Origin of the sequence: Xanthomonas albilineans (genome assembly GCF_002939705.1) — a bacterium.
Classification (GTDB): Bacteria; Pseudomonadota; Gammaproteobacteria; order Xanthomonadales; family Xanthomonadaceae; genus Xanthomonas_A; species Xanthomonas_A albilineans.
In genome coordinates this window covers 167,080-188,539 of sequence record NZ_MDCB01000003.1, presented here as the reverse complement: position 1 = coordinate 188,539, position 21,460 = coordinate 167,080, and the positions used below count along the sequence as shown (strand labels likewise).

Here is a 21,460-nt window from a genome sequence, read left to right as displayed (position 1 = left end):
ATGCGCGGACAGGCGCAGGCCGGTCACCTCGCGGTGTCGTACCCATCGGCAGCGCATGTGCCGGTGTTATTCGCGCAGGTCATGGATGGTCTGCAGGTGATCGAAAACGGAATCTATCTGGATGGCACGTTCGGGCGTGGCGGACACGCGCGCGGGGTGCTGCACAAACTCGGCCCAGGAGGCCGGCTGCTGGTGATGGACAAGGACCCCGAGGCGATTGCCGAAGCCGAACACGCGTTCGGCGGCGACGCGCGCGTGTCCATCCGTCGCGGCAGTTTCGCCGACCTGGGGCACTGGGGTGCGGCGACCGATCTGGACGGGGTGCTGTTCGACCTGGGCGTGTCCTCGCCGCAGTTGGACGTGGCCGAGCGCGGTTTCTCGTTCGGCAAGGATGGTCCGCTGGATATGCGCATGGACCCGCATGTCGGCGAGAGCGCGGCGCAATGGCTGGCGCGCGCCGACGAACGCGAGATCGCCGATGTGCTGTGGCATTACGGCGAGGAGCGGCAGAGCCGGCGCATCGCCCGTGCCATCGTCGCGCGCCGTGCCGAGCAGCCGTTGACCCGCACCGCGCAACTGGCCGAGTTGATCGCCACGGTGATGCCGCGTGGCGATAGCAAGACGCATCCGGCCACGCGCAGCTTCCAGGCGATCCGCATCCACACCAATCGCGAACTGGCTGATTTGGAGAGCGGGTTGGATGCGGCGCTGGCCAGGCTCAAGCCGGGCGGGCGTCTGGCCGTGATCAGCTTCCATTCGCTCGAAGACCGCATCGTCAAACACTTCATGCAGCGTCATGCCAAGGCGCCGCCGAGCAATCGACGTCTGCCCGAGGCGCAGACGTTTGTGCCGGCCCTGCGTCTGCACGGCGGGGCGATCAAGGCCGATGCCGAAGAGTTGGCCGGCAACCCGCGCGCGCGCAGCGCAGTGCTGCGGGTGGCGGAGAAGCTGGCGGGGTTGGGGACCCAGGTTGCGTCGTCGTCTCACAGGAGTGGCGCATGAGCCGCCTGCTGCTGATCGTGCTATTGGCCTGCACCATCGCCTCGGCGATCGGGGTGGTGTACATGCGCCATCGGCATCGCCAACTGTTCGTCGAACTGGCGCAGTTGGAGCACGCCCGCGACGATCTGAACATCGAGTTCGGTCGGCTACAGCTTGAGCAGGCGACCTGGGCCGAGAGCAACCGTGTCGATCAGATTGCGCGCCAGCGCCTGGGGATGAAGTTCCCCGAAACCGGCGACATCGTGGTGGTGCGTCCATGAGCAAGACCGGTCGCAACCGTTCCCGTAGCAACTTCAATCTGCGCGGTCGTCTGGCGCTGGTCGGTGCCGCGCTGGGGTTGTGCTCGATGACGCTGATCGGCCGTGCCGCCTATGTGCAGTTGATCAATACCGATTTCTATCAGCGTCAGGGCGAGGCGCGTTTTTTGCGCGAACTGCCGATTGCGACCTCGCGCGGCATGATCACCGACCGCAATGGGGAACCGCTAGCGGTGTCCACGCCGGTGGAATCGATCTGGGTCAATCCGCAGGAACTGCTACGTAATCCCGACCGCATCCCGCAGTTGGCGCAGGCGTTGGATCTGCCCGTCGATGAGTTGACCGCCAAGTTGTCGCAGAAGGTGGACAAGGAATTCATGTACCTCAAGCGCCGGATCAACCCGGACAAGGCGCATGCGGTGATCGCGTTGGGCATCCCGGGCGTGTTCGCGCAGCGCGAGTTCCGGCGCTTCTACCCACAGGGCGAAGCGATGGCGCATGTGCTTGGCTTTACCAACATCGATGATCGCGGCCAGGAGGGGCTGGAGCTGGCCTTCGATGAGTGGTTGCGTGGTAAGCCCGGTGCCGAGCGCGTGATCCGCGACCGCAAGGGCGCGATCGTGGAGAGTATTGATCTGGTCAAGCCGACGCAGCCGGGCAAGGATCTGACTCTCAGCATCGACCGCCGCATCCAGTTCCTGGCGTACAAGGAATTGCGCAACGCGCTGGTGGAGAACAAGGCGGCCGGTGGCTCGATCGTCATTATGGACGTGGTCACCGGCGAGATCCTGGCCATGGTCAATCTGCCGACCTACAACCCCAATGCCGTCACCGGAGTCAATTCCGACGCACGCCGCAACCGCGCGGTCACCGACTTGGTCGAGCCGGGTTCGACGATGAAGCCGCTGACCATCTCCACCGCGCTCAAGGCCGGTGTGGTGACCAAGGACACCTTGATCGACACCAACCCGGGCTACATGGCGGTCGGTCGCTTCACCATCAAGGACGTGCCGCACAACAACGGTGTGTTGACGGTGACCGGCGTGATTACCCGCAGTTCCAACATCGGTGCGGCCAAGATTGCAGCCAAACTGCCGGATCAGACGTTTTACGACCAGATTCATAGCTACGGTTACGGCAGCGCACCGCACAGCGGCTTCCCCGGCGAATCGGCCGGCGTGCTGCCGTCGCCAGCGCGCTGGAGCGGTTCGTCCAAGACCACGATGGCCTATGGCTACGGCCTGTCGGTGACGCCGCTGCAGATTGCTCGCGCCTACTGCGCGCTCGGCAACGGCGGCAAGTTGGTGACGCCGACCTTCGTCAAGGGCCAGCACGAGGAAACCAAGCAGGTGCTGGACCCGGCGATCGCCAAGGAAGTGGTGGCGATGATGGAGACCGTGGTGACCCAGGGCGGTGCCAAGGGTGCGGCGATCCTGGGCTATCACGTTGCCGGAAAGACCGGCACCGCGCGCAAGACCGGTCCCGGTGGCTACGAGCACGGTCACTACAACGCACTGTTCGCCGGTCTGGTGCCGGCGAGCCATCCGCGCTTCGCAACGGTCATCGTGATCAACGATCCACAGGGCACCAAGTACTACGGTGGTCTGGTGTCGGCACCGGTGTTCCACAACGTGATGGAAGGCGCGCTGCGGCTGATGGACGTGCCGCCGGACGACATCCAGTCGTGGCTGGCGGCGCAGGCCGCCGGCAAGAGCGGGCATGCGTCGTCGCCGTTGCCGACGGAGCCGGATCCGGCCACCGTGCCGGATGCCGCCGCTGAGGTCGATGCCGCACTGCCGAGTGTGCGCGCCATCGCGCCGCCGGCGGCAGCGCTGCCGGCGCCGTTGCAGGAGACGCGTCAGTGACCCGCGCGCTGCCTTTGTCGCAATTGCTGCCGGACGTGGCGCTGCCGCGCGAGGTGCAGGTGTCTGGGCTGGCCATGGATAGTCGTGCGGTGCGTCCAGGCGACGCCTTCGTGGCGATTGCTGGTTTCGGCGCGCATGGGCTGAGTTTCGTCGAACAGGCGCGTGCAAATGGTGCCGTCGCGATCCTGTTCGAGCCGCCAGCACCGGCCGATCTGCCGGCGTCGGCAGATGCGATCGCAGTGCCGGGCTTGCGCGCGCGCATGGGCGCGATGGCCGACCAACTGCACGGCCATCCGTCGCAGGCGATGACCATGGTCGGGGTCACCGGCACCAATGGCAAGACCTCTATCGTGCAACTGTTGACACAGGCCTGGCACGTGCTGGGCACGTGCAGTGGCAGTATCGGCACGCTCGGCGCTGGCTTATACGGTCGTGTGTTGCCGACGGGATTCACGACTCCGTTGGTGCTGCCGTTGCACGCGTTGCTGGCGCAGTTGCGCGATGCCGGTGCGCAAGCGGTGGCGATGGAAGTCAGCTCGCACGCGCTGGATCAAGGCCGCGTGGATGCGGTGCATTTCGACGTGGCGGTGTTCACCAACCTCACCCGCGATCATCTCGATTATCACCGCGACATGGCCGCTTACGGCGCGGCCAAGGCGCGCTTGTTCGCCATGCCGGGGCTGAGAGCGGCGGTCGTGAATCTGGACGATACGTTCGGTCGCGAACTGCTGCATGCACTGGATCCGGCGTTGCGGCGCATCGGCGTCAGTTCGCGTGGCCGCGATGGCGCGACAGTGCGCGCCGAGGCGCTGCATCTGGATGCGCGCGGCATCGGTTTCGACCTGGTCGTCGGGACGCAGCGGCATGCGCTGCAATCGCCCTTGCTGGGTCGTTTCAACGTGGACAATCTGCTGGCCGTGGCCGGCGCGCTGTACGCGCTGGACGTGCCGCCGGTCAGGATTGCCGCCACGCTGGCGCAATTGCAGCCGATCCGCGGGCGCATGAACCGTCTCGGCGGTCGCGATGCGCAACCGCTGGTGGTCGTGGATTACGCGCATACACCTGACGCGCTGGAACAGGCACTGCAAAGCTTGCGCGATCATGCCAAGGGGCGGTTGCTGTGCGTGTTCGGCTGCGGTGGCGAACGCGATGCAGGCAAACGTCCGCAGATGGCCGAGATCGCGCAGCGCCTGGCCGATCATGTGTTCGTCACCGACGACAATCCGCGTGGTGAGGATGGCGAGCGCATCGTTGCCGATATTCTGGCGGGCTTCGACGGCATGACGGCGGTGCAGGTGCAGCGCGAGCGTGCGCAGGCGATCGCCGCGGCGATCGCCATGGCCGGCGCCGAAGACATCGTGCTGATCGCTGGCAAGGGCCATGAGCCTTATCAGGAGATCGCCGGGATCAAGCATCCCTTCGACGATACCGAGGTTGCCGCGCAGGCGCTGCGCGTACGCGTGGCGGAGGGGGTTCGATGAAGCGCTTGCCGTTGTCGATGATTGCGCACTGGGCCGACGCCGACCTGCACGGCGATGACGTGGCAATCGATGCGATCAGCCAAGATACACGTCGTCTGGCCGCCGGCAGCCTGTACGTGGCGCTGCGTGGGGAGCGTTTCGACGGGCACACCTTTGCCGCCGATGCCGCCATGCGCGGTGCCAGCGCGTTGCTGGTCGAGCGGCAGCTGCCGCAAATCGAACTGCCGCAAATCGTGGTTGCCGACACGCAACTGGCTTTGGCGAGGATCGCGGCGGGCATGCAGCGCGGTCGCGCCACGCGCGTGGCCGCGATCACCGGCAGCAACGGCAAGACCAGCGTCAAGGCGTTGTTGCTGGCGATCCTACAGCACGCCTGTCGGCTCGATGGCGGCAGCGTCTACGCCAATCCCGGCAACCACAATAACGAGATTGGCTTGCCGCTGGCGGTGATCGCCGCGCCAGACGACGCCGATTACGCGATCTACGAGATGGGTGCTGGCAAACCGGGCGATATTGCCTATCTGACCGACATCGCTCCGCCGCGTGTGTCGCTGGTCAACAACATTGCGCCGGCACACTTGGAGCGCATGGGGAGCCTGCTCGGCGTGGCTCAGACCAAGGGCGCGATCTACGCCGCATTGCCGGTCGATGGTACGGCGGTGATCAACATCGACGATGCCTTCGGTCTGTGGTTTGAGCAGCAACTCTCGGCCGCGTCGCGGCCGCGCGTGCTGCGCTTCGGCTTGCAGCATGGTGCGCACGTCACCGCCACGCGCATACGCATGGCCGCGGACCGTACCCATTTCGTGCTGCTGACGCCGCAGGGCGAGGCGGAGACGACGCTGCCGCTGCCGGGACGGCACAACTTGCTCAACGCACTGGCTGCCGCTGCGCTGGCGCTGGCGCTGGACGTGGCGCCAGCGCGTATCGCTGCCGGTCTGGCGCAGGTGCAGCCGGTGCCCGGTCGGCAGATTTCGCACACCTTGCCCGGTGGCGCGGTTTTGATCGACGACAGCTACAACGCCAATCCCGGTTCGCTGGCGGCGGCGATCGATGCGCTGGCAGCGGTTGGCGGCGAGCGCTGGCTGGTGTTGGGCGACATGCGCGAACTCGGCGCCGGCGCCGAAGCACTGCATGCCAGCGGCGGTTCCCGTGCACGCGCTGCGGGGCTGACACGGCTGTACGCACTGGGACCGCTCAGTGCGCACGCTGCGCAGGCGTTCGGCGACAACGGTCGGGTGTTCGACAGTCATGCCGCGTTGGTCGAAGCATTGCAGCGGGATCTGGCCGCTGTCGTGGCCCGGGAAAAGCAGGATCAAAAGCAGGAAACAGAGCTGATGCATGACAAAACCAGTGTGCCGTCCGATGGCGCACTCCCACGGGTTCCGGGTCCTGGATCCCGGATCCCGACGCTCCTCGTCAAAGGCTCCCGTGGCAGTGCCATGGATAAAGTCGTGAGCGCGTTGCTTGGTCACGCAGAGGAGGCGCCTCATGCTGCTTGAACTGGCGCGTTGGCTGCGACAACTCGATAGCGTGTTCGGGCTGTTCGGCTATCTCACCTTCCGCGGCATTCTCGCGGCGCTGACCTCGCTGTTCCTGTCGCTGTGGCTGGGACCGGCGGTGATCCGCAAGCTGGCGCAGTTCAAGGGCGGCCAGCCGATCCGCCAGGATGGCCCGCAAACCCATTTCTCCAAGGCGGGCACGCCGACCATGGGCGGTTCGCTCATCCTGCTGACGGTGTTGCTGTCGGTACTGCTGTGGGGCGATCTGCGCAACCGCTACGTGTGGTTGGTGCTGGTGGTGATGCTGGCATTCGGTGTGATCGGTTGGTACGACGACTGGATCAAGATCGTGCGCCGTGACCCGAATGGGTTGAAGTCGCGCTGGAAATACTTGCTGCAGTCGATCTTCGGCTTGGCTGCCGGTCTGTTCCTGTACTACACCGCCGACGTGCCGGCGGCGATCACCTTCTACATCCCGATGTTCAAGTCCATCGCGCTGCCGCTGGCGGGGATCAGCTTCGTCACCATCGCCTATTTGTGGATCGTCGGTTTTTCCAATGCGGTCAATCTCACCGACGGTTTGGATGGGCTGGCGATCATGCCCACGGTGTTCGTGGCTTGCGCGTTGGGTGTGTTCGCTTATGCCTCGGGCAATGTGGTGTTCTCCGATTATCTGAAGATCCCGGCCATTCCGGGCGCTGGCGAGCTGGTCATCATCTGCACCTCGATCGCTGGCGCGGGCCTGGGCTTTCTGTGGTTCAACACCTATCCGGCGATGGTGTTCATGGGCGATATCGGTGCGCTGGCGCTGGGGGCGGTGCTGGGCACCATCGCGGTGATCGTGCGCCAGGAATTGGTGCTGGTGATCATGGGCGGGGTGTTCGTCATCGAGACGCTGTCGGTGATGATCCAGGTGGCCTCGTTCAAGCTCACCGGCAAGCGCGTGTTCCGCATGGCGCCGATTCATCATCACTTCGAATTGAAAGGTTGGCCGGAACCGCGCGTGATCGTGCGCTTCTGGATCATCTCGGTGGTGCTGGTGTTGATTGGTTTGGCGACGTTGAAGGTGCGCTGATGAACGACACCGCACGTCAGGCGACAAGACTGGAGGCCATCGGCGGGCGCTACGACGCCTGGCTGCTCGGTGCTACCGTGACGCTGGCTTCGCTCGGCATCGTGATGGTCGGCTCCAGTTCGATCGAGCTGACCACCAGCCCGTTCTACTATTTGAACCGGCATTTGCTGTTCCTCGCCGGTGGTGTTGGCCTGGCCATCTGGGCCATGCGTACCGAGTTGAAGTACATCGAGCACTACAACCAGTTGCTGCTGCTGGCCTGCTTCGGTTTGTTGATCGTGGTGTTCGTGCCCGGGCTCGGCAGCACGGTCAACGGCGCGCGGCGCTGGATCAATTTGGGCATCTCGCGCTTTCAGACCGTGGAAGCGGTGAAGGTGCTGTACATCGTGTGGCTGTCCAGCTACCTGGTGCGTTTCCGCGACGAGGTCAACGCCACCTGGCCGGCGATGCTCAAACCCTTGGGCGTGGCGGTGGCGCTGGTCGCGCTGCTGCTGCTGCAGCCGGATTTCGGTTCGTCCACGCTGTTGCTGGCCATTACCGCCGGCATGCTGGTGCTCGGCGGGGTCAACTTGCCGCGCATGTCGATGCCGATCGTGATCGGGTTGCCGGTGTTCGCCTTCATTGCCATCCTCGAACCGTACCGCCTGCGCCGCATCACCTCGTTCTTGGATCCGTGGGCCGACCAGCTCGGTTCCGGCTATCAGTTGTCCAATGCGCTGATGGCGGTGGGACGCGGCGAATGGTTCGGGGTCGGTCTCGGCGGTTCGGTGCAGAAGCTCAATTATTTGCCTGAAGCGAATACCGACTTCATTTTCTCGGTGATCGCCGAGGAGTTGGGGTTCGTCGGTGTATGCCTGATCGTGGCGCTGTATGCGCTGCTGGTCGGTCGCGCGTTTTGGTTGGGCATGCGCTGCGTGGAGATGAAGCGCCACTTTTCCGGCTACATCGCCTTCGGCATTGGTCTGTGGATCAGCCTGCAGAGTTTCGTTTCGGTCGGGGTCAACCTGGGCATCCTGCCGACCAAGGGGCTGACTTTGCCGCTGATCTCCGCTGGCGGTTCCAGTGTGTTGATGACCAGCCTGGCGATGGGGCTGCTATTGCGCGTGTCCTACGAGTTGAACCGTGCCGAGCGTCAGGTTGCGCTGGTGCGTAGCGATGCGGCGGCTCCGATTAAGCAGACCGTGGACAATGCGGCGGACCTGCATGCCGCGCGCGAAGCCAGCGCGCATGCGGTTGCCGCGGCGATTCAGTCCGGTGTGCCGGGTCGCGGTACCAGCCGTATGCAGCCGCGTGTCGAACCGACCTTCGGGAGGTTGGGATGAGCACGCCTATGTCTGCATCGACGCTTGGAGCGTCGGCGCCGGTGATGATCCTCGCGGGTGGCACTGGCGGGCATATTTTTCCGGCACTGGCCGTGGCCAAGGTGCTGCGTGCGCGTGGCGTGCCGGTGGTGTGGTTGGGCGCAGCTGGACGCATGGAAACACGGCTGGTGCCGCAACATGGGATCGAACTGGACACCATCGAAATCGCCGGCCTGCGCGGTAAGGGGGCCCTGGCCCTGCTGAGTGCGCCGATACGGGTGTTGCGTGCGATCCGTGCCGCTAGCGGCGTGCTGCGCCGACGTGCGCCGTGCGCGGTGATCAGTTTCGGCGGTTTCGCCGCTGGCCCCGGTGGTCTGGCCGCAGCTCTGCAGAGGCGGCCGCTATTGGTCCACGAACAAAACCGTGCGCCTGGCCTGACCAACAAGGTGTTGGCGCGGGTCGCGCGGCGTGTGCTGACCGGTTTTCCAGGCAGCTTTGCCCGTCATGAGGAAGCGGTGGGCAACCCGGTGCGTGCCGAAATCGCCGCGCTGCCCGCGCCGTCGCTGCGCTTGGCCGCACGTGACGGTGCGCCGCGGTTGTTGGTGCTGGGCGGCAGTCAGGGCGCGCGGGTACTCAATCAAGCGTTGCCGCAGGCGCTGGCCGCGCTGGGGATGCGAGTCGACGTGCGCCATCAATGCGGCGAGGCGCTGCGCGAGGAAGCGGCGCAGGCGTATGCCACAGTCGGTGTCGATGCCAGTGTCGAGGCTTTCATCGGCGACATGGCGGCGGCCTATGCCTGGGCGGATCTGGTGGTATGTCGTGCTGGCGCGTCGACGCTGGCCGAAGTGTGCGCGGTGGGGGTCGGCAGCGTGCTGGTGCCGTTTGCTGCCGCAGTCGACGACCACCAGACCCGCAACGCGCAATACCTGGTCGAGCGTGGTGCAGCCGTGCTGTTGAAGCAGGACGGCGCTCTAGCCGGCCATCTGCAGCGCGTGCTGGGTGAACTGTTGGCGCAGCCTGCGCAGCGCCTGGCCATGGCCGAAGCGGCGCGCGGCCTGGCCAAGCCGGATGCGGCCGAGCGCATCGCGGACATCGTGCTGGAAGAAGTCGGTGGAGCCGGGACTCGGGACCATCGTCTCGGAACTCGGCAAGAGCACAAGCAAGAGCAAAAAGGCATGCAAACAGACGATTTCGGTGGCCAGGCGCGTTGCGCTGCCCCTTCGCTTTCTTCGGGTTCCGTGTCCCGTGTCCCGTGTCCAGGCTCGGAAGGAGTCCGCGCATGATCCGTCGGCTTCACGACACCGGCGATCTGATGCGCGCGTTTCCACGGGTGCATTTCGTCGGCATCGGCGGCACCGGCATGAGTGGCATCGCCGAGGTCATGCTGACCTTGGGCTATGAAGTCTCCGGTTCGGATAATGCCGACAATGCCGCGACCCGACGTCTGGTCAAGCTCGGCGCACGCGTGTTGCGCGGGCATTCGGCGGCCAACGTACTCGGCACCGATTGCGTGGTGGTGTCCAGTGCGATTCGCGAGGACAATCCGGAATTGATGGAAGCGCGTAGTCAGCGCATTCCGATCATGCCGCGTGCGGCAATGCTGGCCGAATTGATGCGCTTCCGCCGCGGTATCGCGGTGGCCGGTACGCACGGCAAGACCACCACCACCAGCCTGACGGCGGCGGTACTCAGCGAAGGCGGAATGGATCCGACTTTCGTCATCGGCGGCCAGTTGCTTGCCGCTGGCGCCAACGCCAAGCTCGGTGGCGGCCAGTGGTTGGTGGCCGAGGCCGACGAGAGCGACGGCAGCTTCCTGCGCTTGAACCCGCTGATCTCGGTCATTACCAACATCGATGCCGATCACCTGGAGAATTACGGCAACGACTTCGCCCGGATCCAGGCCGCCTTCGCCGAATTCTTGCAGCGGCTGCCGTTCTATGGCCTGGCGGTGCTGTGCATCGACGATCCCGAGGTCGCCGCGTTGGCGGCGCAGACGCCGCGCCACGTGATGAGCTACGGACTCAGCGAGAACGCGGATGTGCGCGCCGAGGACGTGGTCCAGGAGGGTTCGCGCATGCACTTCACCTTGCGCATGCCCGAAGGCAGCAGCACGGCGGTGACGCTGGCCTTGCCGGGTCGCCACAACGTGCTCAATGCGTTGGCCGCCGCAGCGATCGGTTGGCAACTGGGGGTGACGCCGGCGGCGATCGCCAGCGCCTTGCAGAGCTTCGCCGGCATCGGCCGGCGTTTCAACGATCTCGGCGAGGTGGTCACCGCCAACGGCGCGCGTGTACGCGTGGTCGACGACTACGGTCACCATCCGCGCGAGTTGGCCGCGGTGTTCGCCGCCGCGCGCGGCGGCTGGCCGGACAAGCGCTTGGTGGTGGCGTTCCAACCCCATCGCTACAGCCGTACCCGCGATCAGTTCGATGCGTTCGCCGCGGTGTTGTCGGAAGTGGATGCACTGGTGCTCAGCGAGGTCTATCCGGCTGGCGAGGCGCCGATTCCCGGGGCCGACGCGCGTGCATTGGCGCGTGCGATTCGTGCGCGTGGCCGTAGCGAGCCTGTGGTGGTCGGGCAGGTCGTCGAACTCGGCAGCGTGCTGCCGGATGTGCTGCAGGATGGCGATCTGCTGCTGATGATGGGCGCTGGCGACATCGGTTACGTCGCCCAGCACATCGCGCAGGACGGCTTTTCCAGCGGAGCGGGCGCATGAGCATGCCGTCCTTGTCGCCGTCGCGTTACACCGATCCGAGCGTGTTCGGTCGTGTTGCGGTGCTGCTCGGCGGTAGCTCCAGCGAGCGCGACGTGTCGCTGACCTCTGGCGCCAACGTGCTCGATGCATTGCGCAGTCGCGGTGTGGACGCACAGCCGGTCGATGGCATCGCGGCGTTGCTGGAGCGCATCCGTGCCGGTGCAGTCGATCGCGTGTTCAACATCCTCCATGGTGGCGATGGCGAGAATGGCGTGCTGCAGGGGCTGCTACGCGCATTGCAGGTGCCGTTCACCGGTGCGGACGTTCTCGGCAGCGCGCTGACCCTGGACAAGATCCGCACCAAGCAGGTGTGGATCGCCGCCGGGCTGCCGACGCCAGGCTTCGCCCGGATCGCCGCCGATGCCGACCTGGCCGCAGCGGCGGCCGAGCTCGGCTATCCGCTCTTCGTCAAGCCGTCCTGCGAAGGGTCCAGTGTCGGCGTGTTTCGCGTGCTGTCCGCAGTGGATCTGGCCCCGGTACGCGCGTTCGCGGCCGATTACGCCGGCGAACTGCTGATGGAACAGATGGTGCAGGGTGAGGAATACACCGTCGGCATTCTCGGCGACATCGCACTACCGTCGATCCGTATCGTTCCCGTCGGCGATTGGTACGACTACCACGCCAAATACATCGCCGAGGACACCCAGTACCTGTGCCCTGGATTGTCGGGCGAGGACGAGGTCCAGATTCGCCAGCTTGCATTGCAGGCCTTCGCCGCTGCTGGTTGCAGTGGCTGGGGTCGGGTCGATGTGATGCGCGATCGCGTGCGCGGTCTGCAACTGATCGAGATCAACACCGCGCCGGGCATGACCAGCCACTCGCTGGTGCCTAAAGCCGCGGCGCATCTGGGCATTGATCTGGCCAGCCTGTGCTGGCGCATCCTCGAGCAGACATTGCCGGAGGTGGCGGCGCGATGAACGCTTCGCTGCGTATTTTCGCCTGGTTGCTGGCGCTGGCTTTGGTCGCGCTGCCGATCGTGGCCGTGCTCAACGGTTGGGTTGGTGCCGAGCGTTGGCCGCTGAGCCGCTTGCAGGTCAGTGGCGATTTCAAACGCGTGTCGGCCGAGCAATTGCGCCAGGTGGTGTTGCCGTATGCGCGCCGTGGTTTCTTCGCGGTGCGCTTGCAGGATGCGCAGAATGCGATCCAGCGCTTGCCGTGGGTGGAAAGCGCGAGGGTGCGCAAGCGCTGGCCGGACGTGCTGGAAGTGCGCGTCACCGAGCATCGTCCATTCGCGCGTTGGGGTGAGGATCGCATGTTGTCCGCGCAGGGGCGCATCCTCGCCATGCCCAACGATTTGCGCAATGTCGCCCTGCCGCGTCTGGCCGGTCCGGATGCCAAGGCCGCGGAAGTGGTCGCGTTATACAACCAATCGTGCGGCTTGTTCGCGCCGCTCCGATTGCAGGTCGCAGGCGTGGCGATGGACGCGCGCGGGAGTTGGTCGCTGGTGTTTGGCGATGGCGTGCAGGTGGTGATCGGACGCGACGATGCACATGCGCGCCTGGAGCGTTTCGCCCGTGTGTTGCCGCAATTGCTGCAACCCGGTCAGCCACCGCTGGAGCGTGCGGATCTGCGTTACACCAATGGGTTCACGGTGGCGTGGAAGCCCGAGAGCCGAGACCCGGGGCCGGGGACCGGGGTACCGAAGAAGCCGGAGCCTGGAACCCGAAACTCAAAGCACGAAACAAGCCCGAACAGCCGGGGCGTTGCATTTGCGTCGTTCCGGGTCCCGGGCCCCGGAACGACCCTCACCACTCTACGTAGTAGTCACACATGAACCGCAAAGGCGATAAATCCCTCATCGTTGGACTGGACATCGGCACCTCCAAGGTCGTTGCGCTGGTCGGCGAATACTCGCCCGGCAATCCGATCGAGGTGATCGGCATCGGTTCGCACGAATCGCGCGGGCTTAAGCGCGGCGTGGTGGTGGACATCGAATCCACGGTGCAGTCGATCCAGCGCGCGATCGAGGAAGCGGAGCTGATGGCTGGCTGCGAGATCCGTTCGGTGTACGCGTCGATTTCCGGCAACCACGTGCAGTGCAAGAACTCGCCCGGGATCGTGCCGATCCGCGATGGCGAGGTGACTTGGACCGACCTGGACCGTGTGCTGGAAGCCGCCAAGGCGGTGGCGATCCCGGCCGATCAGCGCATCCTCCACGCGATCCCGCGCGAGTACGTGCTGGACGATTCGCAGGAAGGCATCCGTAATCCGGTCGGCATGACCGGCGTGCGCCTGGAAGTGCATGCGCACCTGGTGGTGTGCGCGCAGTCGGCCGCGGCCAACATCAGCAAATGCGTGCAGCGTTGCGGCCTGCAGGTGGACGACCTGATTCTGTCCTCGCTGGCGTCCTCGGTCGCGGTGTTGACCGCCGACGAACGCGAACTGGGTGTCGTGCTGGTGGATATGGGCGCAGGCACCACCGACCTGGCGGTGTTCGTGCAGGGCGCGATCTGCCACACCGCGTCGTTGCCGATCGCCGGCGATCACGTCACCAACGACATCGCGCACATGCTGCGCACGCCGACCCCGGAAGCCGAACAAATCAAAGTGCGCTACGCCTGCGCGTTGGCGCAGTTGGCCACCGCCGAGGAAAGCATCCAGGTGCCCAGCGTCGGCGACCGTCCGCCGCGACGCATGCCGCGTCACTCGCTGGCGCAGGCGGTGCAGGGGCGTTACGAGGAGATTTTCGAGATGGTGCAGGCTGAGCTGCGCCGCTCCGGATTCGAGGAGCTGGTGCGCGCGGGCATGGTGCTGACCGGCGGCGCCTCGAAGATGGAAGGCGTGGTCGAACTGGCCGAAGAAATGGTGCAGATGCCGGTGCGCGTGGGGATTCCGCAGCACGTCACCGGTCTGGGAGAAGTCGTCGGCAATCCGGTGCATGCCACCGGCGTGGGCTTGTTGTTGATGGGCAGTCAGATCGAACACCCGCGTCGCCCATCGTTGCCCACTGGGCGTGCAGGCAGCTTGTTCAAAAAATTGAAGAACTGGTATCGCGGTGAGTTCTGAGCATTCGATGCATAGGTCGCGGAATCGATAAGAGCGAAAAGCAGTAGAGCAGTAGAGCGGTAAGGCAGATGGCAAAGGTAATAGAGCGTTAACAGCAATATCCACTAGAGAAATTGCCGGTACCAAGACCGGACTGGGAGCGGAGTTTTTTCCGGCACCCGAGTCCGAGTCCAAAGTCCTGGCCCCATAACAAGAGGAAAACGGACATGGCGCATTTCGAATTGATTGAAAAGATGGCACCCAATGCGGTGATCAAGGTGGTCGGTGTCGGCGGCGGCGGCGGCAACGCGGTCGCGCACATGGTCAGCAGCAGTGTGGATGGTGTGGAGTTCATCACCGCCAACACCGACTCGCAGGCCATCAAGAACTGCGGTGCCAAGTTGCAACTGCAGCTCGGTACCAATGTCACCAAAGGTCTGGGCGCCGGTGCGAACCCGGAAGTCGGCCGTCAGGCCGCGCTGGAAGACCGCGAACGCATCATGGATGCGCTACAGGGTGCGGACATGGTGTTCATTACCGCCGGCATGGGCGGTGGCACCGGCACCGGCGCAGCGCCGGTGGTGGCGCAATTAGCCAAGGAAATGGGCATTCTGACCGTGGCGGTGGTCACCAAGCCGTTCCCGTTCGAAGGCCGTCGCCGCATGCAGGTGGCGCTGAAGGGCATCGAGGAACTGAGCCAGCACTGCGATTCGCTGATCACCATTCCCAATGAAAAGTTGATTACCGTGCTCGGCCGCAACGCCACCATGATCCAGGCGTTCCGCGCAGCCAATGATGTGCTGCAAGGCGCCGTGCAGGGCATCGCCGATCTGATCGTGCGTCCTGGTCTGATCAACGTGGACTTCGCCGACGTGCGCACGGTGATGTCGGAAATGGGCCTGGCAATGATGGGCACCGGCTCGGCGCGCGGCGACGACCGCGCCCAGGCGGCAGCCGAGGCGGCGATTCAGAACCCGCTGCTGGACGACGTCAACCTCGCCGGTGCCAACGGCATCCTGGTCAATATCACCGCCGGTCCGGATTTCACCATGGCCGAGTTCGACGAGATCGGTCGCACCATCGAAGGCTTCTCCTCGGAGGACGCGACAGTGGTGGTCGGCACCGTGCTGGATCCGGACATGCAGGACGAAGTCCGCGTGACCGTGGTCGCCACCGGTCTGAACCGCACGGTGGCGCGTCAGTCGCAGCGCCCGGAGCAGCGCGCGCCGATCAAACTGGTGCGCAACGCCACCACCGGTCAGCCGGAGTTCGGCGACTTCGACTATGCCGGCGACGCCGTGTCCAAGGCGGTCGGCGGAGCGATGGGGCTGGGCCTGCGCCGTCCGAGCAGCGACGCGGTGGGCGGTGGATCTGCCGGCCCGTCGGCGCCGGCGGCGGCGGATCTGCCCAGCGATTACCTGGATATCCCCGCGTTTTTGCGCCGCCAGGCCGACTGAGGTTTGCTCTCGGCCGGCGTACGCGCCGGCCCGCAATACCGCCGTCCAGGACTGTCCACCTGGCTGGCGTGCCGTGTTCCCTTGCTGCCGGGTCGTCGCGACCCGGCAGGTTTTTGCGACCGTGTCAGCCGCATCGATCAAGTGTTGCTGTACTGAAATGCTGTGACCGCTTTATTAAAACCGCGCTAAACGCGTGATATTCTTGTGATCTGTTCAGTTCCGGTGTGAACAGATGTTCTCAGACTCTCTGCCATGACCCAGCAACGCACCCTCAAGAACACGATTCGCGCCACCGGCGTGGGCCTGCACAGTGGCAACAAGGTGTACATGACCCTGCGCCCGGCCCCGATCGACCACGGCATCGTGTTTCGGCGCGTGGATCTGGACCCGGTGGTGGAAGTGCCGGCCGATGCCGAGCTGGTCACCGAAACCACGTTATGCACCGGGCTGAGCCACGGCCAGGCCAAGATCCAGACGGTGGAACACCTGATGTCGGCGTTGGCCGGTCTCGGCGTGGATAACGTCATGGTCGAACTCTCCTCGGCCGAATTGCCGATCATGGATGGCTCGTCCGGCCCGTTCGTGTTTCTGCTGCAGTCCGCGGGCATCGTCGAACAGGCAAAGCCCAAACGCTTCATCCGCATCAAACGCGAGCTGGAAGTGCGCGATGGCGACAAGATCGCCCGCTTCGCACCCTACGACGGCTATCGGCTGGGCTTCACCATCCAGTTCGATCACCCGATGATCCCGGCCAAGCAATCGCGCCAGGAAATCGAGTTCTCGACCATGGCCTATATCAAGGAAATCTCCCGCGCACGCACCTTCGGTTTCATGCGCGATCTGGAGTACATGCGCGAGCGCAACCTCGGCCTGGGCGGTTCCATGGACAACGCCATCGTGCTGGACGAGTTCCGTGTCCTCAACGACGACGGTCTGCGCTATGCCGACGAATTTGTGCGGCACAAGATCCTCGATGCCATTGGCGATCTGTACCTGGCCGGCGGTCCGATCCTCGGCGCTTACGAAGGCTACAAATCCGGTCATGCCCTGAACAACAAACTGGTGCGTGCGCTGCTCGCTGAGCAGGCGGCCTGGGAATGGGTCAGTTTCGAATCGCCGGCGGCACCAGCGCCGGTCGCCTATGCGAATGTGGCCTACGCCTGAGCGCGACGGGTCAGGCATCTCCATCCAGGCCAGGGCCACGGAATCGGCAATTCGCCATTCCTTCTTCATTTTTAACTTTAATTTAACTTTTTGATAACGGCCTCGCGACAGGCGCCCGTTAGGATGCGTCCGGTCGCGGCGTATTTGTCTACGTGCGTCGACGGCTGCGGTCGGAGTCCGTGGTCGTGCCGGGTGTCGTGGAACCGACGTCTTGCAGGGAAGCCAGTGCCTCGCGCAGTCCTTTGTGCGTGGCTGCTGACACCGGTATGGATGTACTCCTTGCCTGCTGCATTGGGGAATGCGCAGGTGTCGTTGCGGTCTTGACGGTCACCTTGGTGACTTTCAGCCCGAGGGAACGGGCGGCGACGAGGATGTCGGCTTCGGCAAGCCTGACGCGGGCGTGCCAGACCGATGATTCAACCAGAAAAATGAGCTGTCCGTCGTTCACATTGGCCAGCCGGCAATGGGAGGCCAGCGGCGGCGGCAGATGGGGGCGTAATTGCCGGTCCAGCGCGTCGAGCCACAAGGCGCGGCGCAACGGGTTGCCCGCTTTGTCTGCCAGTGCGGCGTCCAACGCCTGCTGGGGCGTGGCGGTATGGGCTTCGCCGGATTTTCGCTTAGACATGAAAACTCAATATGGCGTTCAAGAAAATCGTAATCCGTTCCACTGCAACAGGGGGCAACACTCGGTCGTGGCGATGGCAGCAATTCGCCGACCACCGTTCACTCGCCTGGCTCGGTGTGGTGCTGGGTGTCGGCATGGTACTCGGCCTTGGTGTTGGTGCCGCAATTGGATGGGGCGGTTCGGCGTATTTGCGCGCCAAGCTGGAGCGGCAGGATCGTGAGCTGGCGCAGGTGCGCCATGACGCGCAGACACAGGTCAACGCGCTCGCCGCGCGATTGGGTGAGTTGCAGGCGCAGGCGACGCGGCTCAACGCGTTGGGCGAACGTCTGACCCGCATGGGCAAGCTGCAGGATGGCGAGTTCGACTTCGAGCAACCGGTCGGTGTCGGTGGTGGTGGCGACGAACCCAATCACGATATTCCCGCAGCCCAGCTCGGCAAGGAATTGGATGGGTTGCAACAGCGATTTTCCACCTCTGGCCAACAACTGTCGGTGCTGGAATCGCTGTTGTTCGATCATCAGCTCGACCAGAACGCGGTGCCATCGCGGATGCCGATTCGCAACAGCTACATCACCTCCGGTTTCGGCGTGCGTGTAGACCCTTTCGGTCGCGGCACCAGCTTCCATAAGGGGCTCGACTTCCATGCCAGCGTGGGCGATCCGGTCCTGGCCGTGGCCGACGGCGTAGTTAGTTACGCCGGCGTGCGCGCTGGCTACGGCAATGTGGTCGAGATTGATCACAGCAATGGCTATGTCACCCGCTACGCGCATAACTCGCGGTTGTTGGTCAAACTGGGGGATCTGGTGCGCGTCGGTCAGGAAATCGCCAAGGCCGGTTCCACTGGTCTTTCCACCAGCGCGCACGTACATCTGGAAGTGTGGAAGGATGGCGTGGTGATGAATCCAGCCAAGTTCCTCGGCGACGGCGCCCCTCGGGTGGGCCGTCGCGGCCGTGGTTGAGGAAGGTTCCACGCGCATGACCGACGCTTGAGTCGCCGAGCGCCGCCCCAAGTTACAATGTGCTTTGCCATAACAGGGCGCCTCGCGCCCTGTTTCGTTTGCGGCCCAGCGATTCGCTCGGGATTGGGCCGTATGGGCGTTCCTTTCCAATCGGTTTCTTCAATGATCAACAGTCTGCTTACTCGCGTTTTCGGTAGCCGCAACGAGCGTCAGCTGCGTCAGCTCCAGCGTATCGTCGCTAAGATCAATGCGTTGGAGCCGGAGATGGAGCAGCTCTCCGACGCGCAACTACAGGCCAAGACTCCGGAACTGCGTGGGCGTATCGCCTCTGGCGAAACCTTGGACAAGGTGCTGCCGGAAGCGTTCGCGGTGTGTCGCGAAGCCAGCGGTCGCGTGCTGGGCATGCGTCACTACGACGTGCAGTTAATCGGCGGCATGGTGCTGCATCTGGGCAAGATCGCGGAAATGCGCACCGGTGAGGGCAAGACCCTGGTGGCGACGTTGCCGGTGTACCTCAACGCGCTGGAAGGCAAAGGTGTGCACGTGGTCACGGTCAACGACTACCTGGCGCGCCGCGACGCCGCGCAGATGGGCAAGCTGTACAACTGGCTGGGGCTGAGCGTGGGCGTGGTGTACCCGGGCATGCCGCACAGCGACAAGCATGCCGCCTATGCCGCCGACATCACCTACGGCACCAATAACGAGTTCGGGTTCGATTACCTGCGCGACAACATGGCGCTGTCCAAGGCCGACCGTTTCCAGCGTGGCCTCAACTACGCCATTGTCGATGAGGTCGACTCGATCCTGATCGACGAGGCGCGCACCCCGCTCATCATCTCCGGCCCGGCCGACGAGTCGCCGGAGTTGTACATCCGCGTCAACCGCATCGTGCCGCAACTGGTCAAGCAGGAATCGGAAGAAGGCGAGGGCGATTACTGGGTCGACGAGAAGGGCAAGCAGGTGCATCTGTCCGAAGCGGGCATGCAGCACGCCGAAGAACTGCTGCGTGCCGCCGGTATCCTCGCCGACGAGGACGACAGCCTGTATGGCGCGCACAACCTGAGTGTGGTCCACCACCTCAATGCCGCGCTGCGTGCGCATGCCATCTACCTGCGCGACGTGGACTACATCGTGCGCGACGGCGAAGTGGTCATCGTGGACGAATTCACCGGCCGCACCCTGCCGGGGCGGCGCTGGTCCGACGGCCTGCACCAGGCGGTGGAAGCGAAGGAGGGCGTGCCGGTCCAGCGCGAGAACCAGACTCTGGCCAGCATCACCTTCCAGAACCTGTTCCGCATGTACAAGAAGCTGTCCGGCATGACCGGGACGGCCGATACCGAAGCCTACGAATTCCATAGCATCTACGGCCTGGAGGTGGTGGTGATCCCGACCAACCGCCCGACCATCCGCAAGGACTGGCCCGATCAGGTGTTCCTCAACCGCCAGGGCAAATTCAATGCGGTACTGGCCGATATCGAGGACTGCGCCAAGCGTGGCCAGCCGGTACTGGTCGGTACCACGTCGATCGAGACCTCGGAGATGTTGTCCGAGCACCTGCGCAAGGCCGGGGTCAAGCACGAGGTGCTCAACGCCAAGCAGCACGAGCGCGAGGCGCAGATCGTCGCCAACGCCGGCCAGCCAGGCGCGGTGACCATCGCCACCAACATGGCCGGTCGCGGTACCGACATCGTGCTCGGCGGTTCGCTGGAAGCCGAGCTGCATGCGCTGGGCGAGGAACTGGACGCCGCCGAACGCGCGCGTCTGAAAGCTGACTGGCAAGAGCGCCACGAGGCAGTCAAGGCGGCGGGCGGGCTGCATATCATCGGCACCGAGCGCCACGAATCGCGGCGTATCGACAACCAGTTGCGCGGCCGCTCCGGTCGTCAGGGCGACCCGGGGTCTTCGCGTTTCTATCTGTCGCTGGAAGACAATCTGATTCGTATCTTCGGGGGCGAGCGTGTCGTCAAGATGATGCGCTTCATGGGGATGAAGGACGAGGATGTCATCGAGGATCGAATGGTGTCTCGGGTCATTGAAAATTCGCAGCGCAAGGTGGAGGCGCATAATTTTGATACCCGTAAGAACCTGCTCGACTTCGACGACGTCAACAACGATCAGCGCAAGGTGATCTATGCTCAGCGCGACGAACTATTGGATGCCGACTCGGTCAAGGAGAACGTGGATGGTATCCGCGACGACGTGATCTACGATCTGGTTTCGCGCTTCGTGCCGCCCAATTCGGTGGACGACCAGTGGGACCTGTCAGGCCTGGAAGCGACCCTGGTCAGCGAGTTGGGTCTGTCGCTGTCGGTGAGCGAACTGGTCAAGCGTCACGAGGAGCTGGACGCGGCTGGCATCGTCGAGTCGGTGCGCCAAGAGGTGGAACGCCATTTCCACGAGAAGGAGGAGGCGATTGGCAGCGAGACCATGCGCGCGCTGGAGAAGCACATCATGCTCACCGTGCTCGACCAAAGCTGGAAGGAGCATCTGGCGCGCATGGATTACCTGCGCCAGGGGATCCACCTGCGTGGCTATGCGCAGAAGCAGCCAAAACAGGAATACAAGAAGGAAGCCTTCGAACTGTTCTCGGAAATGCTGGAGCATGCCAAGCGCGAAGTGGTGACCTTGCTGGCGCGGGTGCGTATCCGCAGCGAGGAAGAAGTCGCCGCGCTGGAGGTGCAGGAGCGTCAACAGATGGAGGCGAAGCTGAGCCAAGCGCAGTTCCAGCACCAGGAGGCCGGTGGCTACAGTGCGGAGGAGGACGCCGAGCAGCCCTCGCCTGTGCCCAATGGTGTGCCTGTCATGCAGGTAACCCGCGATATCCCCAAGGTTGGCCGCAACGATCCGTGCCCGTGCGGCAGTGGCAAGAAATACAAGCACTGCCACGGTCAGTTGAACTGAGTGCGCTGCCGCGTGCGTGCGCGGCAGCGTCGTGTGCCGGGAAAATGGGCTGGGCGCCGCGTAGATGCGCTCGGTTCGTCTCGGTGTCACTCACGAGGACAGGCGGGCAAATGCGCCGCGGCGCGTGCGGG

General features: G+C 64.4%; 17 protein-coding genes. 16 read left to right on the top strand and 1 reads right to left on the bottom strand.

Features of this window, described 5'->3' with window-relative positions; translation table 11 throughout:
• From rsmH to lpxC, 14 genes are all read left to right on the top strand, one after another.
• Complete coding sequence (rsmH, locus tag XalbCFBP2523_RS03895) at positions 1–1,002, top strand: 16S rRNA (cytosine(1402)-N(4))-methyltransferase RsmH (RefSeq protein WP_045766346.1); 1,002 nt, start codon at positions 1–3, stop codon at positions 1,000–1,002.
• Complete coding sequence (ftsL, locus tag XalbCFBP2523_RS03890; protein WP_012917290.1) at positions 999–1,262, top strand: cell division protein FtsL; 264 nt, start codon at positions 999–1,001, stop codon at positions 1,260–1,262. The genes rsmH and ftsL overlap by 4 nt, the downstream gene beginning before the upstream one ends.
• Complete coding sequence (locus tag XalbCFBP2523_RS03885; RefSeq protein ID WP_012917289.1) at positions 1,259–3,124, top strand: peptidoglycan D,D-transpeptidase FtsI family protein; 1,866 nt, start codon at positions 1,259–1,261, stop codon at positions 3,122–3,124. Before ftsL ends, XalbCFBP2523_RS03885 begins: the two co-directional genes overlap by 4 nt.
• Positions 3,121–4,605, top strand: a complete 1,485-nt coding sequence (locus tag XalbCFBP2523_RS03880) for a UDP-N-acetylmuramoyl-L-alanyl-D-glutamate--2,6-diaminopimelate ligase (RefSeq protein WP_045766345.1) — start codon at positions 3,121–3,123, stop codon at positions 4,603–4,605. The genes XalbCFBP2523_RS03885 and XalbCFBP2523_RS03880 overlap by 4 nt, the downstream gene beginning before the upstream one ends.
• Complete coding sequence (locus XalbCFBP2523_RS03875) at positions 4,602–6,107, top strand: UDP-N-acetylmuramoyl-tripeptide--D-alanyl-D-alanine ligase (RefSeq protein ID WP_045766344.1); 1,506 nt, start codon at positions 4,602–4,604, stop codon at positions 6,105–6,107. The genes XalbCFBP2523_RS03880 and XalbCFBP2523_RS03875 overlap by 4 nt, the downstream gene beginning before the upstream one ends.
• Positions 6,097–7,182, top strand: coding sequence for a phospho-N-acetylmuramoyl-pentapeptide-transferase (gene mraY / locus XalbCFBP2523_RS03870; protein WP_012917286.1), 1,086 nt, complete (start codon positions 6,097–6,099; stop codon positions 7,180–7,182). The genes XalbCFBP2523_RS03875 and mraY overlap by 11 nt, the downstream gene beginning before the upstream one ends.
• Complete coding sequence (ftsW, locus tag XalbCFBP2523_RS03865) at positions 7,182–8,504, top strand: putative lipid II flippase FtsW (RefSeq protein WP_045766343.1); 1,323 nt, start codon at positions 7,182–7,184, stop codon at positions 8,502–8,504. Before mraY ends, ftsW begins: the two co-directional genes overlap by 1 nt.
• A complete protein-coding gene (gene murG, locus XalbCFBP2523_RS03860) occupies positions 8,501–9,766 on the top strand; it encodes an undecaprenyldiphospho-muramoylpentapeptide beta-N-acetylglucosaminyltransferase (protein WP_045766342.1) in 1,266 nt (421 codons plus the stop codon). Before ftsW ends, murG begins: the two co-directional genes overlap by 4 nt.
• Positions 9,763–11,199 carry a UDP-N-acetylmuramate--L-alanine ligase gene (gene murC, locus XalbCFBP2523_RS03855; RefSeq protein WP_012917283.1) on the top strand — a complete coding sequence of 479 codons (1,437 nt, stop codon included), beginning with the start codon at positions 9,763–9,765 and terminating at the stop codon, positions 11,197–11,199. Before murG ends, murC begins: the two co-directional genes overlap by 4 nt.
• Positions 11,200–11,201: 2 nt before the next feature.
• Entirely contained in the window at positions 11,202–12,155 is a 954-nt protein-coding gene (locus XalbCFBP2523_RS03850; RefSeq protein ID WP_045757032.1) for a D-alanine--D-alanine ligase, read from the top strand.
• On the top strand, positions 12,152–13,012 hold the full coding sequence (locus XalbCFBP2523_RS03845) for a cell division protein FtsQ/DivIB (protein WP_045766341.1): 861 nt from the start codon (positions 12,152–12,154) through the stop codon (positions 13,010–13,012). Before XalbCFBP2523_RS03850 ends, XalbCFBP2523_RS03845 begins: the two co-directional genes overlap by 4 nt.
• Positions 13,009–14,244 (top strand): cell division protein FtsA, encoded by a 1,236-nt coding sequence (ftsA, locus tag XalbCFBP2523_RS03840; RefSeq protein WP_012917280.1) that lies wholly within the window; start codon positions 13,009–13,011, stop codon positions 14,242–14,244. The genes XalbCFBP2523_RS03845 and ftsA overlap by 4 nt, the downstream gene beginning before the upstream one ends.
• 206 nt (positions 14,245–14,450) lie before the next feature.
• The gene (gene ftsZ / locus XalbCFBP2523_RS03835; RefSeq protein WP_045766340.1) at positions 14,451–15,680 is read left to right on the top strand and encodes a cell division protein FtsZ; all 1,230 of its coding nucleotides are present in this window, start codon (positions 14,451–14,453) and stop codon (positions 15,678–15,680) included.
• Between the two features lie 252 nt (positions 15,681–15,932).
• Positions 15,933–16,844: a UDP-3-O-acyl-N-acetylglucosamine deacetylase gene (gene lpxC, locus XalbCFBP2523_RS03830; protein ID WP_045766339.1), complete on the top strand. Its 912-nt coding sequence runs from the start codon at positions 15,933–15,935 to the stop codon at positions 16,842–16,844.
• A 148-nt stretch (positions 16,845–16,992) separates the two neighbouring features.
• Here the strand turns inward: lpxC and XalbCFBP2523_RS03825 are convergent, their stop codons facing one another.
• Positions 16,993–17,469, bottom strand: coding sequence for a DciA family protein (locus XalbCFBP2523_RS03825; protein WP_012917277.1), 477 nt, complete (start codon positions 17,467–17,469; stop codon positions 16,993–16,995).
• Between the two features lie 11 nt (positions 17,470–17,480).
• Here XalbCFBP2523_RS03825 and XalbCFBP2523_RS03820 point away from each other — a divergent pair, with 11 nt between their 5' ends.
• On the top strand, positions 17,481–18,428 hold the full coding sequence (locus tag XalbCFBP2523_RS03820; RefSeq protein WP_045766338.1) for a M23 family metallopeptidase: 948 nt from the start codon (positions 17,481–17,483) through the stop codon (positions 18,426–18,428).
• Positions 18,429–18,590: 162 nt separating this feature from the next.
• Positions 18,591–21,329, top strand: a complete 2,739-nt coding sequence (secA, locus tag XalbCFBP2523_RS03815) for a preprotein translocase subunit SecA (protein WP_045766337.1) — start codon at positions 18,591–18,593, stop codon at positions 21,327–21,329.
• The last annotated feature ends 131 nt before the right edge of the window (positions 21,330–21,460 follow it).